At 70.4% G+C, this 16,747-nt stretch carries 17 protein-coding genes; 11 read left to right on the plus strand and 6 right to left on the minus strand.

Annotated features, from left to right (window positions below):
• Positions 1–50: 50 nt before the first annotated feature.
• From ACYVHU_RS15875 to ACYVHU_RS15900, 6 genes are all read left to right on the plus strand, one after another.
• On the plus strand, positions 51–890 hold the full coding sequence (locus ACYVHU_RS15875; protein ID WP_498948873.1) for an AraC family transcriptional regulator: 840 nt from the start codon (positions 51–53) through the stop codon (positions 888–890).
• Positions 891–1,184: 294 nt separating this feature from the next.
• Positions 1,185–2,207, plus strand: coding sequence for an iron-siderophore ABC transporter substrate-binding protein (locus tag ACYVHU_RS15880; RefSeq protein WP_498948875.1), 1,023 nt, complete (start codon positions 1,185–1,187; stop codon positions 2,205–2,207).
• Complete coding sequence (locus ACYVHU_RS15885; RefSeq protein ID WP_078763097.1) at positions 2,207–3,250, plus strand: FecCD family ABC transporter permease; 1,044 nt, start codon at positions 2,207–2,209, stop codon at positions 3,248–3,250. Before ACYVHU_RS15880 ends, ACYVHU_RS15885 begins: the two co-directional genes overlap by 1 nt.
• Positions 3,247–4,287 (plus strand): FecCD family ABC transporter permease, encoded by a 1,041-nt coding sequence (locus tag ACYVHU_RS15890; RefSeq protein WP_078763099.1) that lies wholly within the window; start codon positions 3,247–3,249, stop codon positions 4,285–4,287. Before ACYVHU_RS15885 ends, ACYVHU_RS15890 begins: the two co-directional genes overlap by 4 nt.
• Before the next feature lie 129 nt (positions 4,288–4,416).
• Positions 4,417–5,631 carry an SMI1/KNR4 family protein gene (locus tag ACYVHU_RS15895; RefSeq protein ID WP_078763100.1) on the plus strand — a complete coding sequence of 405 codons (1,215 nt, stop codon included), beginning with the start codon at positions 4,417–4,419 and terminating at the stop codon, positions 5,629–5,631.
• Positions 5,632–6,363: 732 nt separating this feature from the next.
• A complete protein-coding gene (locus ACYVHU_RS15900) occupies positions 6,364–7,311 on the plus strand; it encodes an aromatic prenyltransferase (protein ID WP_498948877.1) in 948 nt (315 codons plus the stop codon).
• Positions 7,312–7,528: 217 nt separating this feature from the next.
• Here ACYVHU_RS15900 and ACYVHU_RS15905 read toward each other — a convergent pair whose 3' ends face one another.
• Positions 7,529–8,413: a CPBP family intramembrane glutamic endopeptidase gene (locus ACYVHU_RS15905; RefSeq protein ID WP_498948878.1), complete on the minus strand. Its 885-nt coding sequence runs from the start codon at positions 8,411–8,413 to the stop codon at positions 7,529–7,531.
• Between the two features lie 39 nt (positions 8,414–8,452).
• On the opposite strand from ACYVHU_RS15905, the gene ACYVHU_RS15910 reads away from it, so the two are divergent.
• Entirely contained in the window at positions 8,453–9,145 is a 693-nt protein-coding gene (locus ACYVHU_RS15910; protein ID WP_498948879.1) for a TetR family transcriptional regulator, read from the plus strand.
• A 506-nt stretch (positions 9,146–9,651) separates the two neighbouring features.
• Here the strand turns inward: ACYVHU_RS15910 and ACYVHU_RS15915 are convergent.
• The 5 genes from ACYVHU_RS15915 to ACYVHU_RS15935 form a co-directional block, all read right to left on the minus strand.
• On the minus strand, positions 9,652–10,365 hold the full coding sequence (locus tag ACYVHU_RS15915; protein ID WP_498948880.1) for a DUF7737 domain-containing protein: 714 nt from the start codon (positions 10,363–10,365) through the stop codon (positions 9,652–9,654).
• An 88-nt stretch (positions 10,366–10,453) separates the two neighbouring features.
• Positions 10,454–10,981, minus strand: a complete 528-nt coding sequence (locus ACYVHU_RS15920) for a GNAT family N-acetyltransferase (protein WP_498948881.1) — start codon at positions 10,979–10,981, stop codon at positions 10,454–10,456.
• The gene (locus ACYVHU_RS15925; protein WP_498948882.1) at positions 10,978–11,241 is read right to left on the minus strand and encodes a hypothetical protein; all 264 of its coding nucleotides are present in this window, start codon (positions 11,239–11,241) and stop codon (positions 10,978–10,980) included. Before ACYVHU_RS15925 ends, ACYVHU_RS15920 begins: the two co-directional genes overlap by 4 nt.
• Before the next feature lie 1,832 nt (positions 11,242–13,073).
• Complete coding sequence (locus tag ACYVHU_RS15930; RefSeq protein ID WP_498948883.1) at positions 13,074–13,499, minus strand: NUDIX hydrolase; 426 nt, start codon at positions 13,497–13,499, stop codon at positions 13,074–13,076.
• A complete protein-coding gene (locus tag ACYVHU_RS15935; RefSeq protein ID WP_498948884.1) occupies positions 13,492–14,238 on the minus strand; it encodes a GntR family transcriptional regulator in 747 nt (248 codons plus the stop codon). Before ACYVHU_RS15935 ends, ACYVHU_RS15930 begins: the two co-directional genes overlap by 8 nt.
• Positions 14,239–14,413: 175 nt before the next feature.
• Here ACYVHU_RS15935 and ACYVHU_RS15940 point away from each other — a divergent pair, with 175 nt between their 5' ends.
• The 4 genes from ACYVHU_RS15940 (at position 14,414) to ACYVHU_RS15955 (ending at position 16,649) form a co-directional block, all read left to right on the plus strand.
• Positions 14,414–14,749, plus strand: a complete 336-nt coding sequence (locus ACYVHU_RS15940) for an SCO3933 family regulatory protein (protein WP_498948886.1) — start codon at positions 14,414–14,416, stop codon at positions 14,747–14,749.
• Complete coding sequence (locus ACYVHU_RS15945) at positions 14,749–14,961, plus strand: hypothetical protein (RefSeq protein ID WP_498948887.1); 213 nt, start codon at positions 14,749–14,751, stop codon at positions 14,959–14,961. Before ACYVHU_RS15940 ends, ACYVHU_RS15945 begins: the two co-directional genes overlap by 1 nt.
• Before the next feature lie 210 nt (positions 14,962–15,171).
• Entirely contained in the window at positions 15,172–16,500 is a 1,329-nt protein-coding gene (locus ACYVHU_RS15950; protein ID WP_498948888.1) for an FtsK/SpoIIIE domain-containing protein, read from the plus strand.
• Positions 16,500–16,649: a hypothetical protein gene (locus tag ACYVHU_RS15955; protein WP_498948889.1), complete on the plus strand. Its 150-nt coding sequence runs from the start codon at positions 16,500–16,502 to the stop codon at positions 16,647–16,649. Before ACYVHU_RS15950 ends, ACYVHU_RS15955 begins: the two co-directional genes overlap by 1 nt.
• Positions 16,650–16,747: the final 98 nt, after the last annotated feature.

Consider the following 16,747-nt stretch of genomic DNA (forward strand, 5'->3'; position numbering starts at 1 on the left):
TGCACAACGCCACTCCGCCGGGGTGCCTTCGGCTGCCTAGCCTTGGTGACGTGGTCATACGAGACATCCGGTCGAATCCGGCGACCCGGGCGCGCGCCGCCGGACCGGTGCGGCGCGGCACGGTCGACAGCCGCAGGTTCCCCCTCTACGCCGCGGGGGAGATCGATGTGCCGTTCGCCATCGCGACCCACGCCGAGGTCATCCCCCATGACACGTTCTGGGAGGAGCACTCGCATCCGACGCACGAGCTGATCTGGACCGAGCGGGGGGTGTCGTGGGCGACGGTCGGCCGGCGGGTCTGGGCGATCACGCCGATGGCCGCCCTGTGGATACCGGCCGGCGTGCCCCACTCCGGCTGGGCACCCGCGGGGATGCTGCACCGGGCCGCCCAGTTCGGCATCCACGCGGTGCCGTCGATCTCCGAGGAGCCCGTCGCGGTGGAGGCCACGCCGCTGCTGCGGCTCCTGCTCGACCGGCTCGGCACTGAGGACCTCGATCCGGACGCGCGTTCGCGGACCGAGGCGATCGTGTTCGACGTCCTCACGCCCGTCCGGCACGGGCTGAGCTTCCAGATTCCCGGGTCGCCGCTGCTGGCCCCCATTGTCGCCGCCGTGCACGAGGATCCCGCCGACACCACGACGCTGGCCGCGTGGGCGGTGCGGCTCGGGGTGAGCACCCGCACCATCGCCCGGGCGTTCCGGGCGGAGACGGGTACCGGGTTCAGTCGGTGGTTGGCGACGGTGCGTGTGCAGCACGCGATCACGATGCTGGCGCGTGGGGAGGAGATCGACGAGGTCGCCATCCGCGTCGGCTACCACTCGGCGAGCGCGTTCGGCGCGGCCTTCCGGCGGATCACCGGGATGAGTCCGGGCATGTTCCGCGCGCAGTGACCTCCCCTGGGCTGCCCGCTCCGACCTGTCCGTTTCACTACAAAGCGTGTCATATATGCGGTATTGCGACCCCTCGTGCGCTCTTCTAGATTTGGTTAGGCAAAGCTAACTAGTCGTCATGGTCGCGGCGGCGTGTACGAGTACACCGACGCATCGCACCGAGGCGTTTTGGCTGATGACCGCTCCCTTGGGGCGTACGCTGCCGCTGCGCCACGGGCGCCGCGGGAGGCGAGAGCCGAACCCCGATACCGCCATGGCGGAGGCCGCACAACCGGCCATAACCGGAAGGAAACCATGCCCCGCGTCTCAAGGCTGGTCGCGCTCTCCACGACCCCCCTGCTCGTCTTCGGGCTCGCCGCCTGCTCCTCCTCCTCGTCCACCGGAGAGGAGGAGAGCGCCTCCGGTGACTGGACCCCCGTCACCATCGAGCACGCGCTCGGCACGACCACCATCGAGTCCAAGCCCGAACGGGTCGCGACCGTCAACTGGGCCAACCACGAGGTCCCGCTGGCCTTGGGCGTCGTACCGGTCGGCATGGCCGCCGCCAACTTCGGCGACGACGACGGCAACGGCACGCTCCCGTGGGTCGAGGAGAAGCTGGAGGAGCTGGGCGCGGAGACGCCGGTGCTGTTCGACGAGACGGACGGAATCGACTTCGAGGCGGTCGCGGACACCCAGCCCGATGTGATCCTCGCCGCCTACTCCGGCCTGACCCAGGAGGACTACGACACCCTCAGCGAGATCGCCCCGGTCGTCGCCTACCCCGAGACCGCGTGGGGCACCCCGTGGCGGGAGGTGATCGAACTGAACAGCCAGGCCCTCGGCATGGCCGAGGAGGGCGCCGAGCTCATCGCCGACCTGGAGAAGGAGATGGACGCGGCGGTCGCGGAGTACCCGCAGATCAAGGGCAAGTCGGCGATGTTCCTCACGCACGTGGACGCCACCGACCTGAGCGAGGTCAGCTTCTACACGACGCACGACACGCGCGCCATGTTCTTCGAGGACCTGGGGATGGCCACCCCCGAGAGCGTCGCCACCGCCTCGGCCGAGACCGACAAGTTCTCGCTGACCCGAAGCGCCGAGCAGGCCGACGCCTTCAACGACGTCGACATCATCGTCACCTACGGCGGCGACGAACTCGTGACCAGCCTGGAGGAGGACCCGCTGCTGTCGCAGATGCCGGCCGTGGAGAACGGCGCGGTCGTCAACCTCCCCGGTGAGAGCCCCCTCGGCACGGCCGCGAACCCGACGCCGCTGTCGATCTCCTGGGTCCTGGAGGATTACCTGTCGCTCCTCGCCGAAGCCGCCGAGGCGTAGTGACGGCGACCGACGCGCCGCCGGCTCCGGGCGCCGCAGTCCTGCGCGCCCGGAAACGCGGCAGGCTCCTGTGGCTGTTCGGCCTGCTCGTCGCGCTGGTGGCGCTCATGTTCCTCTCGATCACCGTCGGCTCCCGCAACGTGCAGTGGCCCGACATCGTGGCGGCGCTGGGCGGATCGGCCGAGGGCTTCGACCAGGCCGCGGTGGCCAAGCGGATTCCCCGGACACTGCTCGCCGTCGTCGCCGGCGCGGCCCTGGGCGTCTCGGGCGCGGTCATGCAGGGGGTGACCCGCAACCCGCTGGCCGACCCCGGCATCCTGGGCGTGAACATGGGCGCCTCGCTCGCCGTCGTCACGGGCATCGCCTACTTCGGCCTGACGACGGCGGCCGGGTTCGCCTGGGTGGCGATCGTGGGGGCGACCATCACGGCCGTGTTCGTCTACGTCATCGGCTCACTGGGCCGGGGCGGGGCGTCGCCGCTCAAACTCGCCCTCGCCGGAACGGCGACCTCCGCCGCCCTGACGTCGTTCATCAGCGCGGTCGTGCTCCCGCGCAACGACATCGCCGACGACGTCCGGTCCTGGCAGATCGGCGGCGTCGGCGGCGGGACGTTCGACAGTGTCACGCAGGTGCTGCCGTTCCTCGTGGTGGGGATGGCGGTCTGCCTGCTGTCGGCGTACGGGCTGGACCTGCTGGCCCTGGGCGACGACCTGGCCGCCGGGCTGGGGGCGCGCGTCGCGCTCGCGCGGGGGGTGGCCTCCCTCGGGGCCGTCGTGCTGTGCGGCGCGACCACCGCGGTCACCGGGCCGATCGGGTTCGTGGGCCTCGTCGTGCCGCACGTGTGCCGGCTGCTGGTCGGTGTCGGCCACCGGTGGCTGCTGCCGTTCTCGGCGCTCGCGGGGGCCGCGCTCCTAACCGCGGCGGACGTGGCCGGCCGGATCGTGGCCCGTCCCGGAGAGGTCGATGTGGGGATCGTGACCGCGTTGATCGGTGCCCCTTTCTTCATCTACATCGTCCGTCGCCAGAAGGTCCGTTCGCTGTGAGCATCTCCACCGTCGAATCCGCCGCCCGCGACCGGGTGCTCCGCGCGCGTCGGCGGCGTGGCGTCATCGGCGTCCTCGCCGCGCTGATCGTCCTCATGTTCGCCGTGTCCCTGATGGTCGGGCAGACCTTCTATCCCCCCGGCGACGTGGCGCGGGTGATCCTCGGCCAGGACGTGCCGGGCGCCTCCTTCACCGTGGGCCGGCTCCGGCTGCCGCGGGCCGTGCTCGCGGTACTGGCCGGGCTGTGCTTCGGGCTCGCCGGCGTCACGTTCCAGACCCTGCTGCGCAACCCCCTCGCCAGCCCGGACATCATCGGCATCAGCGCGGGGGCCAGCGCGGCGGCCACCTTCGCGATCGTGACGCTCTCGCTCGACGACGCCGGGGTGGCGGCCTTCGCGGTCGTCGCTGGACTGCTGGTGGCGGTGGTCGTGTACGTGCTGTCGTTCAAGAACGGGGTCTCGGGAACCCGGCTGATCCTCATCGGTATCGGCATCGCCGCGATGCTCGACAGCATCACCTCCTACATCCTCGACCAGGCGGCCGGTTGGGACCTCCAGGAGGCGATGCGGTGGCTGACCGGCAGCCTTAATGGGGCCGGCTGGGACAACGTCGTCCTCGTCTGCGTCGCGCTGCTCGTCATCGGCCCCGTGCTGCTCTCCCAGTCGACCCCCTTGTCGATGATCCAGCTGGGCGACGACACCGCGTCGGCCCTCGGCGTCCGGGTGGACCTCGTCCGGTTCGTCGCCGTCATCGGGGCGGTGGGGCTCATCGCGTTCGCGACGGCCGCGACGGGGCCGATCGCGTTCGTCGCCTTCCTCTCCGGCCCGATCGCCGCCCGCATCATCGGACGCAACGGCAACGGGTCGCTGCTGGTGCCCGCGGCACTGGTCGGGGCGCTCCTGGTGCTGGTCGCCGACTTCTGCGGACAGTTCGCCTTCGGGACCCGCTACCCGGTCGGGGTCGTCACGGGCGTGCTGGGCGCGCCCTACCTCGTCTACCTGATCATCCGCACCAACCGCACGGGCGGCTCCCTGTGAGCGTGTGACCGGGAGCGGGCGGGACGGCGCGCCATGAAATGTCGGACTCCGGAACTAGGTTCTGAGCGGATCCCGACCACGCGGCCCGAGCCCGGTCTCCGGCCACTCCGACCCCGAGGCGAAAACGACATGGCAGACGACACGGCGGCGCTCCCCGACACCGTCGAGCACTGGCGGACCTATCTGGCCGAGTACAGCCGCGACATGCTGCGCGTGGCGGATGCGGGCGAGTTCGACGACGAGCAGCGCGCGGCCGGGTGGCTCGGCCACGCCGGAGCCACCGAGGCCGAGCTCACCGCGCTGGAGGAGCGCCTCGGCACGGCGCTGCCGCCCAGTTACCGTTCCTTCCTCGCCGCCTCGAACGGCTGGGGCAGGATCAGCCGGTTCATGTACGAGTTGCTGGCGACCCGCGACGTCGCATGGCTGGACGACCCCGACGTCGAGCACGTCGATGTGTGGGGCATGGAGGAACTGTTGGGACGGCCGTTGCTGATCTCCGGCGACAGCGACCTCCAGTCCTGGCTGCTGGACTCGGGGGACGTCTCGCCCGACGGCGAATGGGCGGCCTACACCTGGTCCCCCTGGAACGGCGGACTGGGGAAGCGGTGCCGGAGCTTCGCCGACCTCGTCGCCACCGAACGCGCCGAGTTCGAGTGGCTTCAGGGGCGCGCGGGCAACCCGGTGCACCCCGAGGGGGCCGAGGAGCTGCTGGACCAGGGGCGCCGGGCGGCGTTGCGCGGCGAGGTCGAGGCCGCGCTGGATCTTTTGGACCGCGCCGAGGTGAAGGGGTCCGGTGCCGCCTCCTACCTCAAGGTCATCCTCGGAGCCTTCCTCGGCGAGACGGGACTGCACTACTTGCTCCGCGGGATCCTGGACCGCCCGCACGTGGTCGCCGCGATCGGAGCCGGGCAGCTTGCGGCCGAGGCGGTTCCGCTCTACCTGGTCCACCACGCCCGCGATTCCACCACCCCGGTCGGGCGCACGCCCCTTGAGGAGGCGGCCCGCGACTTCACGAAGGCCCTGCCCGAGCTCCTCGCGGACAGCGGCGGGGCCACGGCCGACCCGGACGCCTGGATCGTCGCCCGGCGCGTGCCCGAACCCCCGGCCTTCGAGCGGGCCCTTGAGACCGCCCGCGCGCTGGCGGCCGAGGGCCGGGGCGACGACGCCTGGACGGTCGTCCGGCGGGCGCTTCCCGACTGGACCCCGACCTCGCCGAACCGCGTCGCCCCGGTCGTCCTGCTCACCGATCCCGCCCTGCGCGACGTGGTCACCCCGGACCGCGCCCGTGAGGTGGTGTCCACTCCCCGCGGCGGCGACGCCGTTGGGCGGGCCGGCCGGGACTGAGAAGGAACAGTCGTGTGGCCGGACGCGCCCCGCCGTCCGACGGGCGGGGCGCGTCCAGGTGCCCGGCTGCTGCCGCGGCCACCCGTCGCCCGGGCGGTCCGCCCTCGCGGGCTCCTTCGCGCGCCGCGCTGCGGGGGAGTAAGGGGCATGGCTTCGAGGACGTCCGAGGCGGGCGCTCACCACGGGCGGGGGGACCGCGGCGGCACCACATCCTGGGACCCTTCGGGGGAGAAGCGCTCGGAGGCGCCACAATCCGGGTGGCTCGGCCCTCCTGTGAGGGGCACGGGTATGGGAACCGTCCTCCATCGAGCCTCGCGGCGATGAGCGGGGAGGCGACGCGCTCGCCGGCGATATCCATTCCTCGCCCGACGATGAAAAGGAGACGTGAAACCTTGTCAGATCATCGTGGGTGCGGATGACGTTCGGGTGAAGGCGGAACTTCACCCCGGAAACATGGAATTCCGAACTTGTCTGTTATGAGGGTGGAATAGATATTCTCGGAAGGAGATGCGGAATTTAAGAGGGGGTCGGCCGGAGAAGGGGTGCCGACTGGACCGAAGCGGGGGGCGGGCTGTTCGATTCGCGCTTGAACAGGGGGCGCGCGCTGGTTCATCCCTCCCCGATGACGGTTCTCCGTGAAAACCCAGGTTCCTCTCGGGGGGAAGATGGGAATCAAGCTGAATGGTTCACCGTCGTTCCTTTTCGCAGAGACCACCGGCACCGGGAGATGGAATGAACGTGCCTCCGAACGCCTTTTCCCCGTCGCGTTTCATCAAGGACGTCCAGGGCACGGCGGCGAGCATCGGCGCCGCCTTCGACCAGGAGCGGACCCGCCGGGCCATCGACGCCTACGAACAGAGCTTCAGCACCGGCGCCGTCCTGTGGAAGACCACCAGCCGCGCGGGCGACGCCCTCAGTTACCGCTTCTACTCCCGTGAGCCCACCGACACCGTTGAGATCGCGGCGCGGGCGGGGTTCATCGACGTCAGGTCGCCGCTCGTCCCCCTCGTCGCCTCGCTGAGCGCCATGAACGGCGGTGCCGCCCTCCAGTCCTGCGACTTCGACGCGGACCGGGGCCTCGCCAAGTGCTGGGTGTTCCTGGGCGGGATGCTGCGTCTGGAGGAGGTGCTCGCCGTCGACCACATGCCCGAGGCCCTGCGGCGGCAGGAGGCGGCCCTGGCCGGCCGGGGACTCGAATTCGTCAGGCACGTCTCGGTGGACTTCCGGCATCAGACCGTGAACCTCTACTTCGGCGTGCTCGGCCGGTTCCGGGCCGGGCAACAAGCGGCCGTCGCGGAGCTGGTGCACAGCCCGCCCGCCGACGCCGCGCTGGTCGAGGAGATCGGCGGCTACATGCGCAAGGAGCACTACCTCGCGGCCCTCACCTGGTCCGCCGACACGGGATGCTTCGAGCGCGCCTGCTTCTACGCCCCGCACATTCCCGAGGGGCGCATCCCCGACGTCGGCCCCCGCCTGGCGGGGTTCCTGCGCGACGCGCCCTCCTACGATCCGACGGACGTGCACATCGTCGGATGGTCCTTCGGCGCCGGAGGCACGTCCTATGTCAAGGGCGAGCGCAGTTACTGCGGCGACCTGGCCGGGTTGCTCCGGGACTGGATGGCTCTGCCGGGGCGTGGCGGGCAGGCCGGCCCGGTCCTGGACCCCGTGGCCACGCCATGACCGATGGGGTGCCGGTCGCGGCGCGCCGGCTGAGGGAATCGGTGCGCCGGGTGGCGCGGCCGGCCGTCGTACACGGGGTTCGGGCGTAACAGGAGCGGCCCCGGCCTTCGCCCGGATGTGCCGCCGCTCCGTCCAGGGAAAGCGCGAGGTCGCGGCCCACCGTCCATGGTGGGCCGCGACCTTGGCCGGGGCCGTGCGGATTCCCGGTGCAAGACCGTCAGGACGACGGTGTCCGGTGTTCGGCGCGGCGCAGTCCCAGGCGGCCACGGGTGATGGCCACGAGGAACAGGGCGGCGAGGGCGACCAGGATGACCTCACCCGCGCTGGCGGGGTTGCCCATGACGGTTCCCTTGACGCCCGAGACGACGTTGATCCCGGCGTGGGCGAGCACCGCGGCGAGCACGCCGCCGCGGGCGGAGTTGAAGACGTGGCCGAGGATGACCGTCAAGCCGACGCAGAGCAGGGCGTAGGAGGGGAAGTGCATCTCGTGCTGGGCGGTCCCCGGCACGGAGAACAGGGGAGCGTGCCACACCGCCCAGACCGCGCCGAGCACCACGTTCGCCGCCAGCGGGGGCAGCACACCCTGGAGCCGGGGCAGCGCGAACCCCCTCCAGCCCAGCTCCTCGTTGCCGCCGCCGGCCAGCGCGATGAGGAGGAACTGGGCGGGCGCCATCGCCAGCGTGGCGCTCAGCAGCGCCTCGTCCACCGGCGCCTGTTCCAGGAACACCGGGAGCGCGGCGGAGGCCGCGATGGCCAGGAGCGCGAGCAGCGCGATCGCGTAGGGCGCGATGCCGCCCCTGCGCCGCGGCGAGTACCGCCGGAAGAGTGCGCCCACCCCGGCTCGGCCCTGGGTGGCGGCGGTGACGAGGATCGCGGCCACCATCGGCCCGAACCCGCCGACGAGGACGTAGGGCATCGGGTTGCCGGTGATCAGTTGAGGTCCGGCCCACCACGCGGTCCAGGAGAAGGCGAAGGCGATCACGAGGAAGGCGGTGAGGCCCTGGGGGGCGACGGCCGTCGTGCGCGCCGGGTCAGGGGTGGCCGGCGAGGCGGAGGGGCGCGGTCGGGTCATGGGGAGGTCGGTTGCCATGGCCAGCAACATACATCGTTTGATTCAATCCGACAATGTTGGATTCCCGGTATGCTGTTGGACATGGCTGAACCAGGACCCGACCAGCAGTTCGACAGCGTCTTCCACCGTCCACAGCGCCGCCGCCGCTCCCAGCCCGCTCTCAGCCGCGAACGCATCGTCGCCGCGACGATCGCGCTACTCGACCGCGAGGGCGCCACGGCCCTGACGATGCGCAAGGTCGCCGCCGAACTGGGAGTGCACGCGACGAGCCTCTACTGGTACGTGGAGCGCAGGGAGGACCTCGTGGACCTCGCCGTGGACGAGATCCTGGCCGAGGCGGCCGCGGCCCTGCCCGCCTCGGACATGCCCTGGGAGACCGCGCTCAAGGAGACCGCCCGCCGGTTCTACTCGGCGCTGACCGCGCACACCTGGGCGGCGGAGTTCGCGGGCTCCCGGCCGCTGATCGGGCCGAACGCGGTCGCCCTGTCCCGGAGGGTCGTCGCCGCCATCCAGGAGTCCGGCGGCGACGAGGAGGCGCGGGCGGTCGCGATCCGGGCGGTGTCGAACCAGATCCTCGGCGCGGCCACCTCCGCCGTCGCGATGCGCGTGGCCAAGTCGAGGTCCCCGCAGGAACACGAGGAGACCGTCGCCACCGCGGTGGCGGACTCGGACTTTCTGGCCGTGGAGAACACCTACTTCGACCAGGCGCTGGACCTGATCGTGGAAGGCGTCAAGGCGCGGCGCGGCACCCGGGGACGGTGACCGTCGGGGCCGGGGCGCCGGCCCCGGCCGAGCGGGCGGGGAGTGCCTGCACCGAACCGGGGAGGGCCCTCGGTCCCCACGGCCGCGCGGGTGGACGGCCCGCCCGGGAGAACACGGGGCCCGGGGCGCCGGCCGTCTCCCGGCCGGCACGCCGACCGGTCACCCGATATCCGCCGGGGGCGGCGCGGCCGGCCTCCCCGCGCTGCTGTCGCCGGACCGCTTCGCCCGGTCGTTCGAGCGCCGTAGTCGTGCGGCCCGGCCGGAGCAGCGGTGTGGCCCCACCGGCCGGGCCGGCCCACGCCGCGCACCGCCGTGGCGGGTACGGTTCGGCGAGCGTGGGGGCGCCCGAATCGGGAGGCCCACCGGTTTGGACGCCCGACCGGCCGGCCGACGCGGACCGTCACGGCCGGTGATCCCCGGCGCGTGGTTCGAGACTGCGGGCGCCGGAGGCAAGCCGCACCGGGCGCTTCGTCGCCGGCACCGATCGGAGCCGGCGGATGGACCGGCTACCCGCCTCGCCGGATCTGGCCGAGGATCGTGGGGTCGGTGATCTTCGTGTCCTCGGCGAGCAGCAGCGCCTTGCTGAGGATGATCGACAGCATCCGATCGCCGTCGAACGGCAGATAGGTGACGGGCACGTCGCCCGGGACGATGCACAGGTACCGGTCGCCCGAAACCATCAGGATGTTCCCCGAGCACAAGTGGATCCGGTAGGTGTTCAGCTCCCCCTTGAGGTGCAGGAAACGGCCCTCGACGTGGCAGCGGTCGCCGACGGCCAGCCGGGGCGGCAGCCGCGTCAGCAGGTCCCGGCGCGTCCGGGCGGTCTCGCCCAGCTCGCCGAAGCCGTGGGAGGACCAGTACGCCTGGTAGCGCCCCTCGGGGCCGCCGTCCTGCCACGTGGGGTCGTTGCCGACGCTGGTGACCCCGACGAACAGGTCCACGTCCCGCAGCGCCTCGCTGAGCACCCGGACCGGTATCTCCTCCAGCGGCAGCGGCTCCACCTTCACCGGCCCGGGCATGAAGAACCCGCCGTCATCCATGGTGCCGACCAGGTTCTGCGGTGTGTCGACCGGATAGAACCGCACCTGGTCGGTGGCCAGCAGCGCGTAGGCGCCTTTGCCGTGGGGTAAGGCGTCGCGCGCGGCGCCGAGGAGGGGCCCGGCGTGGATATCGGCGGTCTCGGATGCCGTTACCCCGGCCGTTAAGGCCGGCGTGGCCACCGCGACCGCCTCGCTTCGATGCGGACGATCCACCCCGCGTAGGAGTTCTCGCCGGCTTTGAGACCGCTGGCGCGGGGTCTGCGGTGCCTTATTCGGACCATTCGGGATTGAGGAGCTGGTAGAGGATGTGGTCCTGCCACCGGCCGGCGATCAGCAGGTACTGCGGGGCGATCCCGTAGGTCGTGAACCCGTTGCGTTCCAGGACCCGTTGTGATCTGGTGTTCTTGATCAGGGTCTCGGCCTGGAGGCGGTGCAGTCCCAGCCGGCCGAAGGCGATCTCCCTGGCCTCGGCGACGGCCCTGGTGGCCAGGCCCCGGCCGTTGTGGGAACGGCTCACCCAGTAGCCGAGGCGGGCCGACTGCAGGGCGCCGCGGACGATGTTGCCGATGTTGAGGCGGCCGACGATCCGCCCGTCGGGGTCGAGGATGGCCAATGGGACCAAGGTGCCGTCCTGGTGGTCGCGAGCGTCCTGCTCCAGCAGGGCCGACTGGCGTTCGACGGTGAAGTAGTCGTCGTCGCGGAGGGGATCCCACTCCGCGAGGAAGCCGCGGTTGTCCGTGAGGATCTTGGTGAGTTCCGGGGCGTCGTCCGGGGTGAGGAGCCGGGTGAACGTCAACTGATGTCCTTGTCTGAGACCGATGTAGTGGAGGCGGCGGAGCGAGGCGTCGGCGGGATCGGGAGGTCCGCTTCGGCGATCACCACGGCCACGAGCTGCAGACCCGACCACATTCTGCGCGGCCGAGTGCGGGACGAATCCGCCGAGATCCCCCGCCAGGGAGAGTTCAGGTGCCAGACCATACGCCAGTCCCAGGCGGAGGTGAACCGACGCGGCTCCGCCACGGTGGGCAGGAGCACGACGACGCAGATCAGCGTCACCGCCGTGATGCTGCCGAGGCGGGCCGCGCCCGCGGTCAGGACGCGGTCGCCGGCCGGTCAGAGGATGGGCGGCACGGATCCCGGCGACCCTGACTTCCAGGACTGGCCGGACTCCCCGTCGAGGACCACTACGGTGCCGGGTTCTCCCTGGTTCAGGGGTCGGTCCCCTGTCCGGCCGCCGTCTTCCCGGGAGGCGCTTGCCGGCTAGGCCGATGAGGACGCGGCGGCGCACGGGGCCGAAATGCCATCCGCAGATCGGTCGAGGCGACGGTGGCGCGCGCCCCGCCGACGTCGGCGGGGCGCGAGGACGGGCCGGCGAACACGGTGATTCCCACGAGGCGAGCTGCTGCCGAGGGCGATGTGTCAGCCCGCTCCGGCCGCGGCGTGCAAAGGCCGGGGCATGTCAGCGGTTTCGCGAAGTCGAGTTCGGGCGTCTTCCGGCGCGTCCGCGGGCCGGGGCGCGCACGATCCGCCCTGGTTGCCCCCTTGGTTGCGACCTGGGCAACAAAAAAGGCCCTGTGACCAGGACCTTTAGTGGTGTCCGAGGGGGGACTTGAACCCCCATGCCCTTATTGACTCGGGGGCATCGGTCGACCTGCAAAGCGGACACGTGTGGTGGCCATGAGCTGGCAGGATGCCTTGGTCCTTCCCGGTTGTTTCCGGCTGTCTCAGACTCTCATGTGCACTGGATGTGCATTCCTCGGTCTCTCCTGCTTTTTGGTTGTTCCTTGTCGTCGCCGCGAGTTCGCCGAGAGCGGGGCGGGGCGTCAAGGATGGCCGTAGGCCACCGCGTAGCGGCGCGCAGCGTCCTTGACGGACCGTTCCGCGTCGGCATCCTTAAAAGGCGACAAGGAAGCCTCCTGCCTTTCAGCGGCTCTCTGCCCTTTCCTCCTGCCCTTCCCTCTCTTGTTCTCCGTGTGGCTGCTGCGCTGTGCTGCTCCTGGTCCTGCTCGACGATGGCATGGGGTGGGTCTGGTCGGGTGGTGTGCTGGTCCTGGTGCTCGGCCTCGGTCTGCCTTGTTCGGCCTTCCAAGGCTGGTGTCTTGGCCCCTGGTCGATCTCATCGAACGTCGTGCCCGTAGGGCATGGCGTGGCGCGGGGAAGCCCGCGCCGCGCGGAACGCTGGCGAGCGCGGGCGCGCCCCGCGCCGGCGCCGATCTCCCGAACGAACACCCGCGTGCTCGGAGGCTGCTCGGAGCCGGACAAGGTCCCACATCACCGCCCTGGTCGTGATGCGCGAGACGTGCAACGCTCGGCCTGCTCTCCTGACCACCCGCCCACACTCCCGCATCCTCGATCCTCTTCCCGCTGCGGCTTCTCGGGGCTGCTGGGACTCTGGGGCGTCCTGTTCGCGCACCGATCCCTCGGGGATCGGCTCACCAGGCAACTTCCACGAAGGAACCCCTTCCCGCGGTTTACTTCCTTTTCCTCCTGGTCCTCATCCCTCCCCGGCCCTCGCCGGGCCACCCCAGACCATCCCGGCGGTGACTGCCACCTCGGCCACCACCTCAGCCACCCGCCCACAGCAACCCCTCGGCGTGTCCTGCCCAAGCCCTCGACCGCTGGAACCTCACCGCCCGGCTTGGCCCCGGTTTCGGTCGCCACCCCATGCCACCGGACAGCCCCAGGCGCCGGACAGCACAGAGGCGTCCCGCTCTGGTGCGGGACGCCCCAGGTCACCAAGCCGCACAGGCCAGACCCGGCCCACCTTCGGCGGCCCTCCCGCGCCGTCAGGCGCGGGCTTGAAGACGTAAAGAAACTTCTCAACAGTCTCTGAGCACGAAGAAGCCCGGTGGTCTCATCGACTCACCGGGCTTCATAGTTCTGCTGGCTCAGATGAGGTTGGTTCCGTCGTGACATCGGATGAACGGGCCGTCTTCTCGTTGGGCGTCGAGGACTCGAATAAGTCGGGCCTGCGGCATGCGCTCTTTGGCCTCGTCCAGGCTGATCCATCGGGCCTGGGTGGCTTCCTCGGTGGCGGTGGGGGCGCCGCTTTCCACAGTGCATCGGATAGCAATACTGACCACTCCCAGGGGCATGTTCTTGTAGATCCCGACCAGCTTTCCGGGGCTGACCTTGACACCGGTCTCTTCCCAGACTTCGCGCACGACTCCGGCACGCGGGTCCTCGTCCAACTCCAGCACACCGCCAGGTGGCACCCAGCGGCCGTCGTCCTGGCGCTGGATGGCCAAGACTTCGTCGTGCTCGTTGAACACGATCCCGGTCACGCTGACCGAGTGGCGGGGCAGCTCAGGCATTGGCAGTCCATTCGTAGGACAGCTTCCACTGTGATGCTGGGAAGACATTCACGGCTGTCTCTATGGGCTTGTCGTCCTGGTCGTAGGCGATGCGGACTACTTCGAGAACGGGGGCGGCGTCAGCGATGTTGAAGAAGTCGACCTCGCTCTGTTGTGCGGGACGGACTTCGATGGTCTCCACGAAGCGGGTGGCACGGTGACCTCTGACCGCAAGGCGTTTGAACATGCCGGTAGGACCAGTGTCGGGCGTGGCGATGTCCAGTGTTCCTGCGACTGACATGGGGATGTAGGAGGTTGCGAGTTGCATGGGGCGTCCGGAAGCGAACATCCGACGCTTGCGGATCATGACCCGTTCGTTGCCGAGTTGGAGGTAATCGGCAACCTCCGGTGGCGGAGTGACTTCCTTGACCGGGTCCAGCCGGGTATGCGGTTCGAGACCAGCTCGCCTCATCTCCTCAGCGAAACTGCCGCCTGGGCCCTGGTAGCCGGTGCGTCGAGTGCGCTTGACCGTGGGAACCTCAAGTACTGTGGCCCCGCGGCCATCCTCGACCCGCACAAGACCTTCTCTTTTGAGAAGAGCGATGGCACGGCCGATGGAAGTCTGAGCAAGCCCGTATTCGCGGGCAAGCGCGGGCTGACTGGGGAGCATCTCGCCAGGCTTGTACTTGCCTCGCTTGATGGCGTCACGCAACTGGTCGGCTACCTGCTCATAGCGTGCCTTGGGCTTCTGTAGTGCCACCCGGACTCCCTTCGCTGCCGTCCTTCTGACCCTAACGCTTAGGTACCAGGGGACCTCCTGCACTCAGCAGCAGTCTTGACACCTAACCGCTATGTGTTAGCTTTGTGTGAGGGCGAATCGTGCTTCGACGCTCAGCCTCACACCTACCTAACACTTAACAGTTAGGAGTTATTTCATGCGGAGTATTCCGGTGGACACGTCGCGGATGACGGTCATCGCGGCGGGGCCGGTGCGGCCGAAGTTGGTGAACCGGCAGACGGGCGAGATCAAGGTCAACGCGGCTGGTGTGCAGTTGTGGCAGGTCAAGGTGCTGGCGCAGGTGGACGAGCAGGACGGGGAGGCGCTGACGGTCTCCTTCCCGGCGCAGTCGCCGCCGCAGTTGCGGCTGGGCGTGCCGTTGCGGGTGGCGGGGCTGGTGGCGATTCCGTGGGAGGCCAACGGGCGTCACGGGGTGGCGTTCTCTGCGGCGTCGGTCGAGGTGGTCCAGGCGGGCCGTCCGGAGGTGGCGTGATGGGGGCGCGCTTCCACTACGTGCTGACGCTCACGCTGCCTCGGGGGCAGCGGGTGACGGCAGTTGGGACGACCACGGTGCTGCCGGGGGCGACCAGGTCGGCCGTGCTGGATGACCTGATGCGTCAGATGGCCGAGGACCTGGGGTGCGGACCGCGGCAGCTCATCGTGGACTTCTTCAGCTTGGAGCGCGACGAGTTGGGGGTGGTCTGAGTGGCGACGTGGCCGACCGGCGAACCGCAGTCGGTGCGGGACTGGGCGGACGAGTGGATGAACAGGAAGGACGGCCGGTGATGGTGTCTCCGCATGGGTGGACGGCGGCCGATCTGGCCCCGTGCGTGATCTGCGGTGGGGGCGCGGTGCTGCGCTCCCCGCGTGGGGTGCCGTGCCACTTCTCGTGTGCGCAGGAGTGGGAGGACAACGGTGTTTCCTGAGGTGCTGTGGGTGGTGCCGCCTGCTGCGGCGGCGGTGCCGCTGGGGGCGGCGGTGTGGCGGAACTGGTCGCCGCAGTCGTGGAACTACGGTCCGGGCGCGCTCGGCTCTGCGCTGCGGGTGCATCTGACGTGGTCGCACGTGGCCGAGGGCTGCGGGCTGTCGCGTCGGCGGTCCCGGCTGGTGGTGGTCGACGGCAAACCGCAGCGGCGGCAGGTGGAGCGGGCTCCGCGTCTGCGGCGGTTCCGGCCCTCGGCCTACGGGTTCCGGGTGCGGGTGCGGCTGCACGACGGCCAGACCCCGGCCGACGTCTCCAAGGTCGTGGATCGGTTGGCGCATGCCTGGCAGGTGCACGCGGTGCGGGTGCGCGACTGGGGGCCGGGCTGGGTCGAGGTGGTGGCCACCACCCGGGATCCGCTGGTGAACCTCAAGGCCGCCTCGGGCGGCGAGTCGGCGGGTCTGCTGACGGTGCATCTGGGGCGGCTGGAGACGGGGGAGCCGTGGGTGGTCGACTTCCGCCAGGTGCCGCACTGGCTGGTGATCGGCGCGACCCAGTCCGGCAAAAGTACGGACGTCAACGCGATGATTCGGGCGCTGGCCCCGCAGCCGGTGGCCTTGGCGGGCCTGGACCTCAAGGGCGGGGTGGAGCTGACTCCGTATGAGCCTCGGTTGTCGGCGCTGGCCACCACGCGGGAGGAGTGCGGGGAGCTGCTGGATGACCTGCTCGGCCTGCTCGCTGATCGGATGGCGCTCTGCCGTGAGCACCGGGTGCGCAACGTCTGGAAGTTGCCCGAGGAAGTCCGCCAGGAGCGGGCGGTGCCGGTGGTGGTGTTCGTAGACGAGGTCGCCGAGCTGTACCTGATGGCCGACAAGTCCCAGAAGGACGCGGTGGCCACCACCTCGACGGCGCTGCTGCGTATCGCCCAGCTCGGGCGGGCGTTCGCGGTGCACCTGGTGGTGTGCGGGCAGCGGGTCGGCTCCGATCTCGGCCCCGGGGTGACCGCGCTGCGCTCCCAGCTCTCGGGGCGGATCTGTCACCGGGTCAACGACGCCGAGACGGCCAAGATGGCGCTCGGCGACCTCGCCCCCACGGCGTTGGAGGCGGCCCTGAGCATTCCGGCGGGCATGCCGGGGGTGGCGGTGACCGTGGGCGCGGACGGGCGCTGGCACCGGGCACGGAGTTTCCTGACCACCGAGGAGGAGGCGGAGCAGGCCGCGGCCGAGTTCGCGCACCTGGCCCCGTCGTGGGAGGCGCTGACTGCTCCGGCCGCGCCGGTGGTGGACCTGCGGGACGCTGCCGAGTTCGCGGAGGTGGCGTGATGGCCCGGCAGTGCGAGTTCTGCTCTCGACCGGCGACCACGCGGGCGGCCTCGGAGGGCGAGTCGGCGTGGGTGTGCGATGACCACTACGCGGACATGGCGGCCAACTTCGGCGGTGACCTGCGCGGCCTGCGCGTGTGGGGGTGGTGAGCCGTGTACCTGTGCGACTTCTGCTGCAAGAAGGCGACCACCCGCACCCGGGCCGGCGAGTGGGTCTGCGACGAACACGACCAACCGTGGGGGAGGTG

It is taken from the genome of Marinactinospora endophytica, assembly GCF_054780875.1.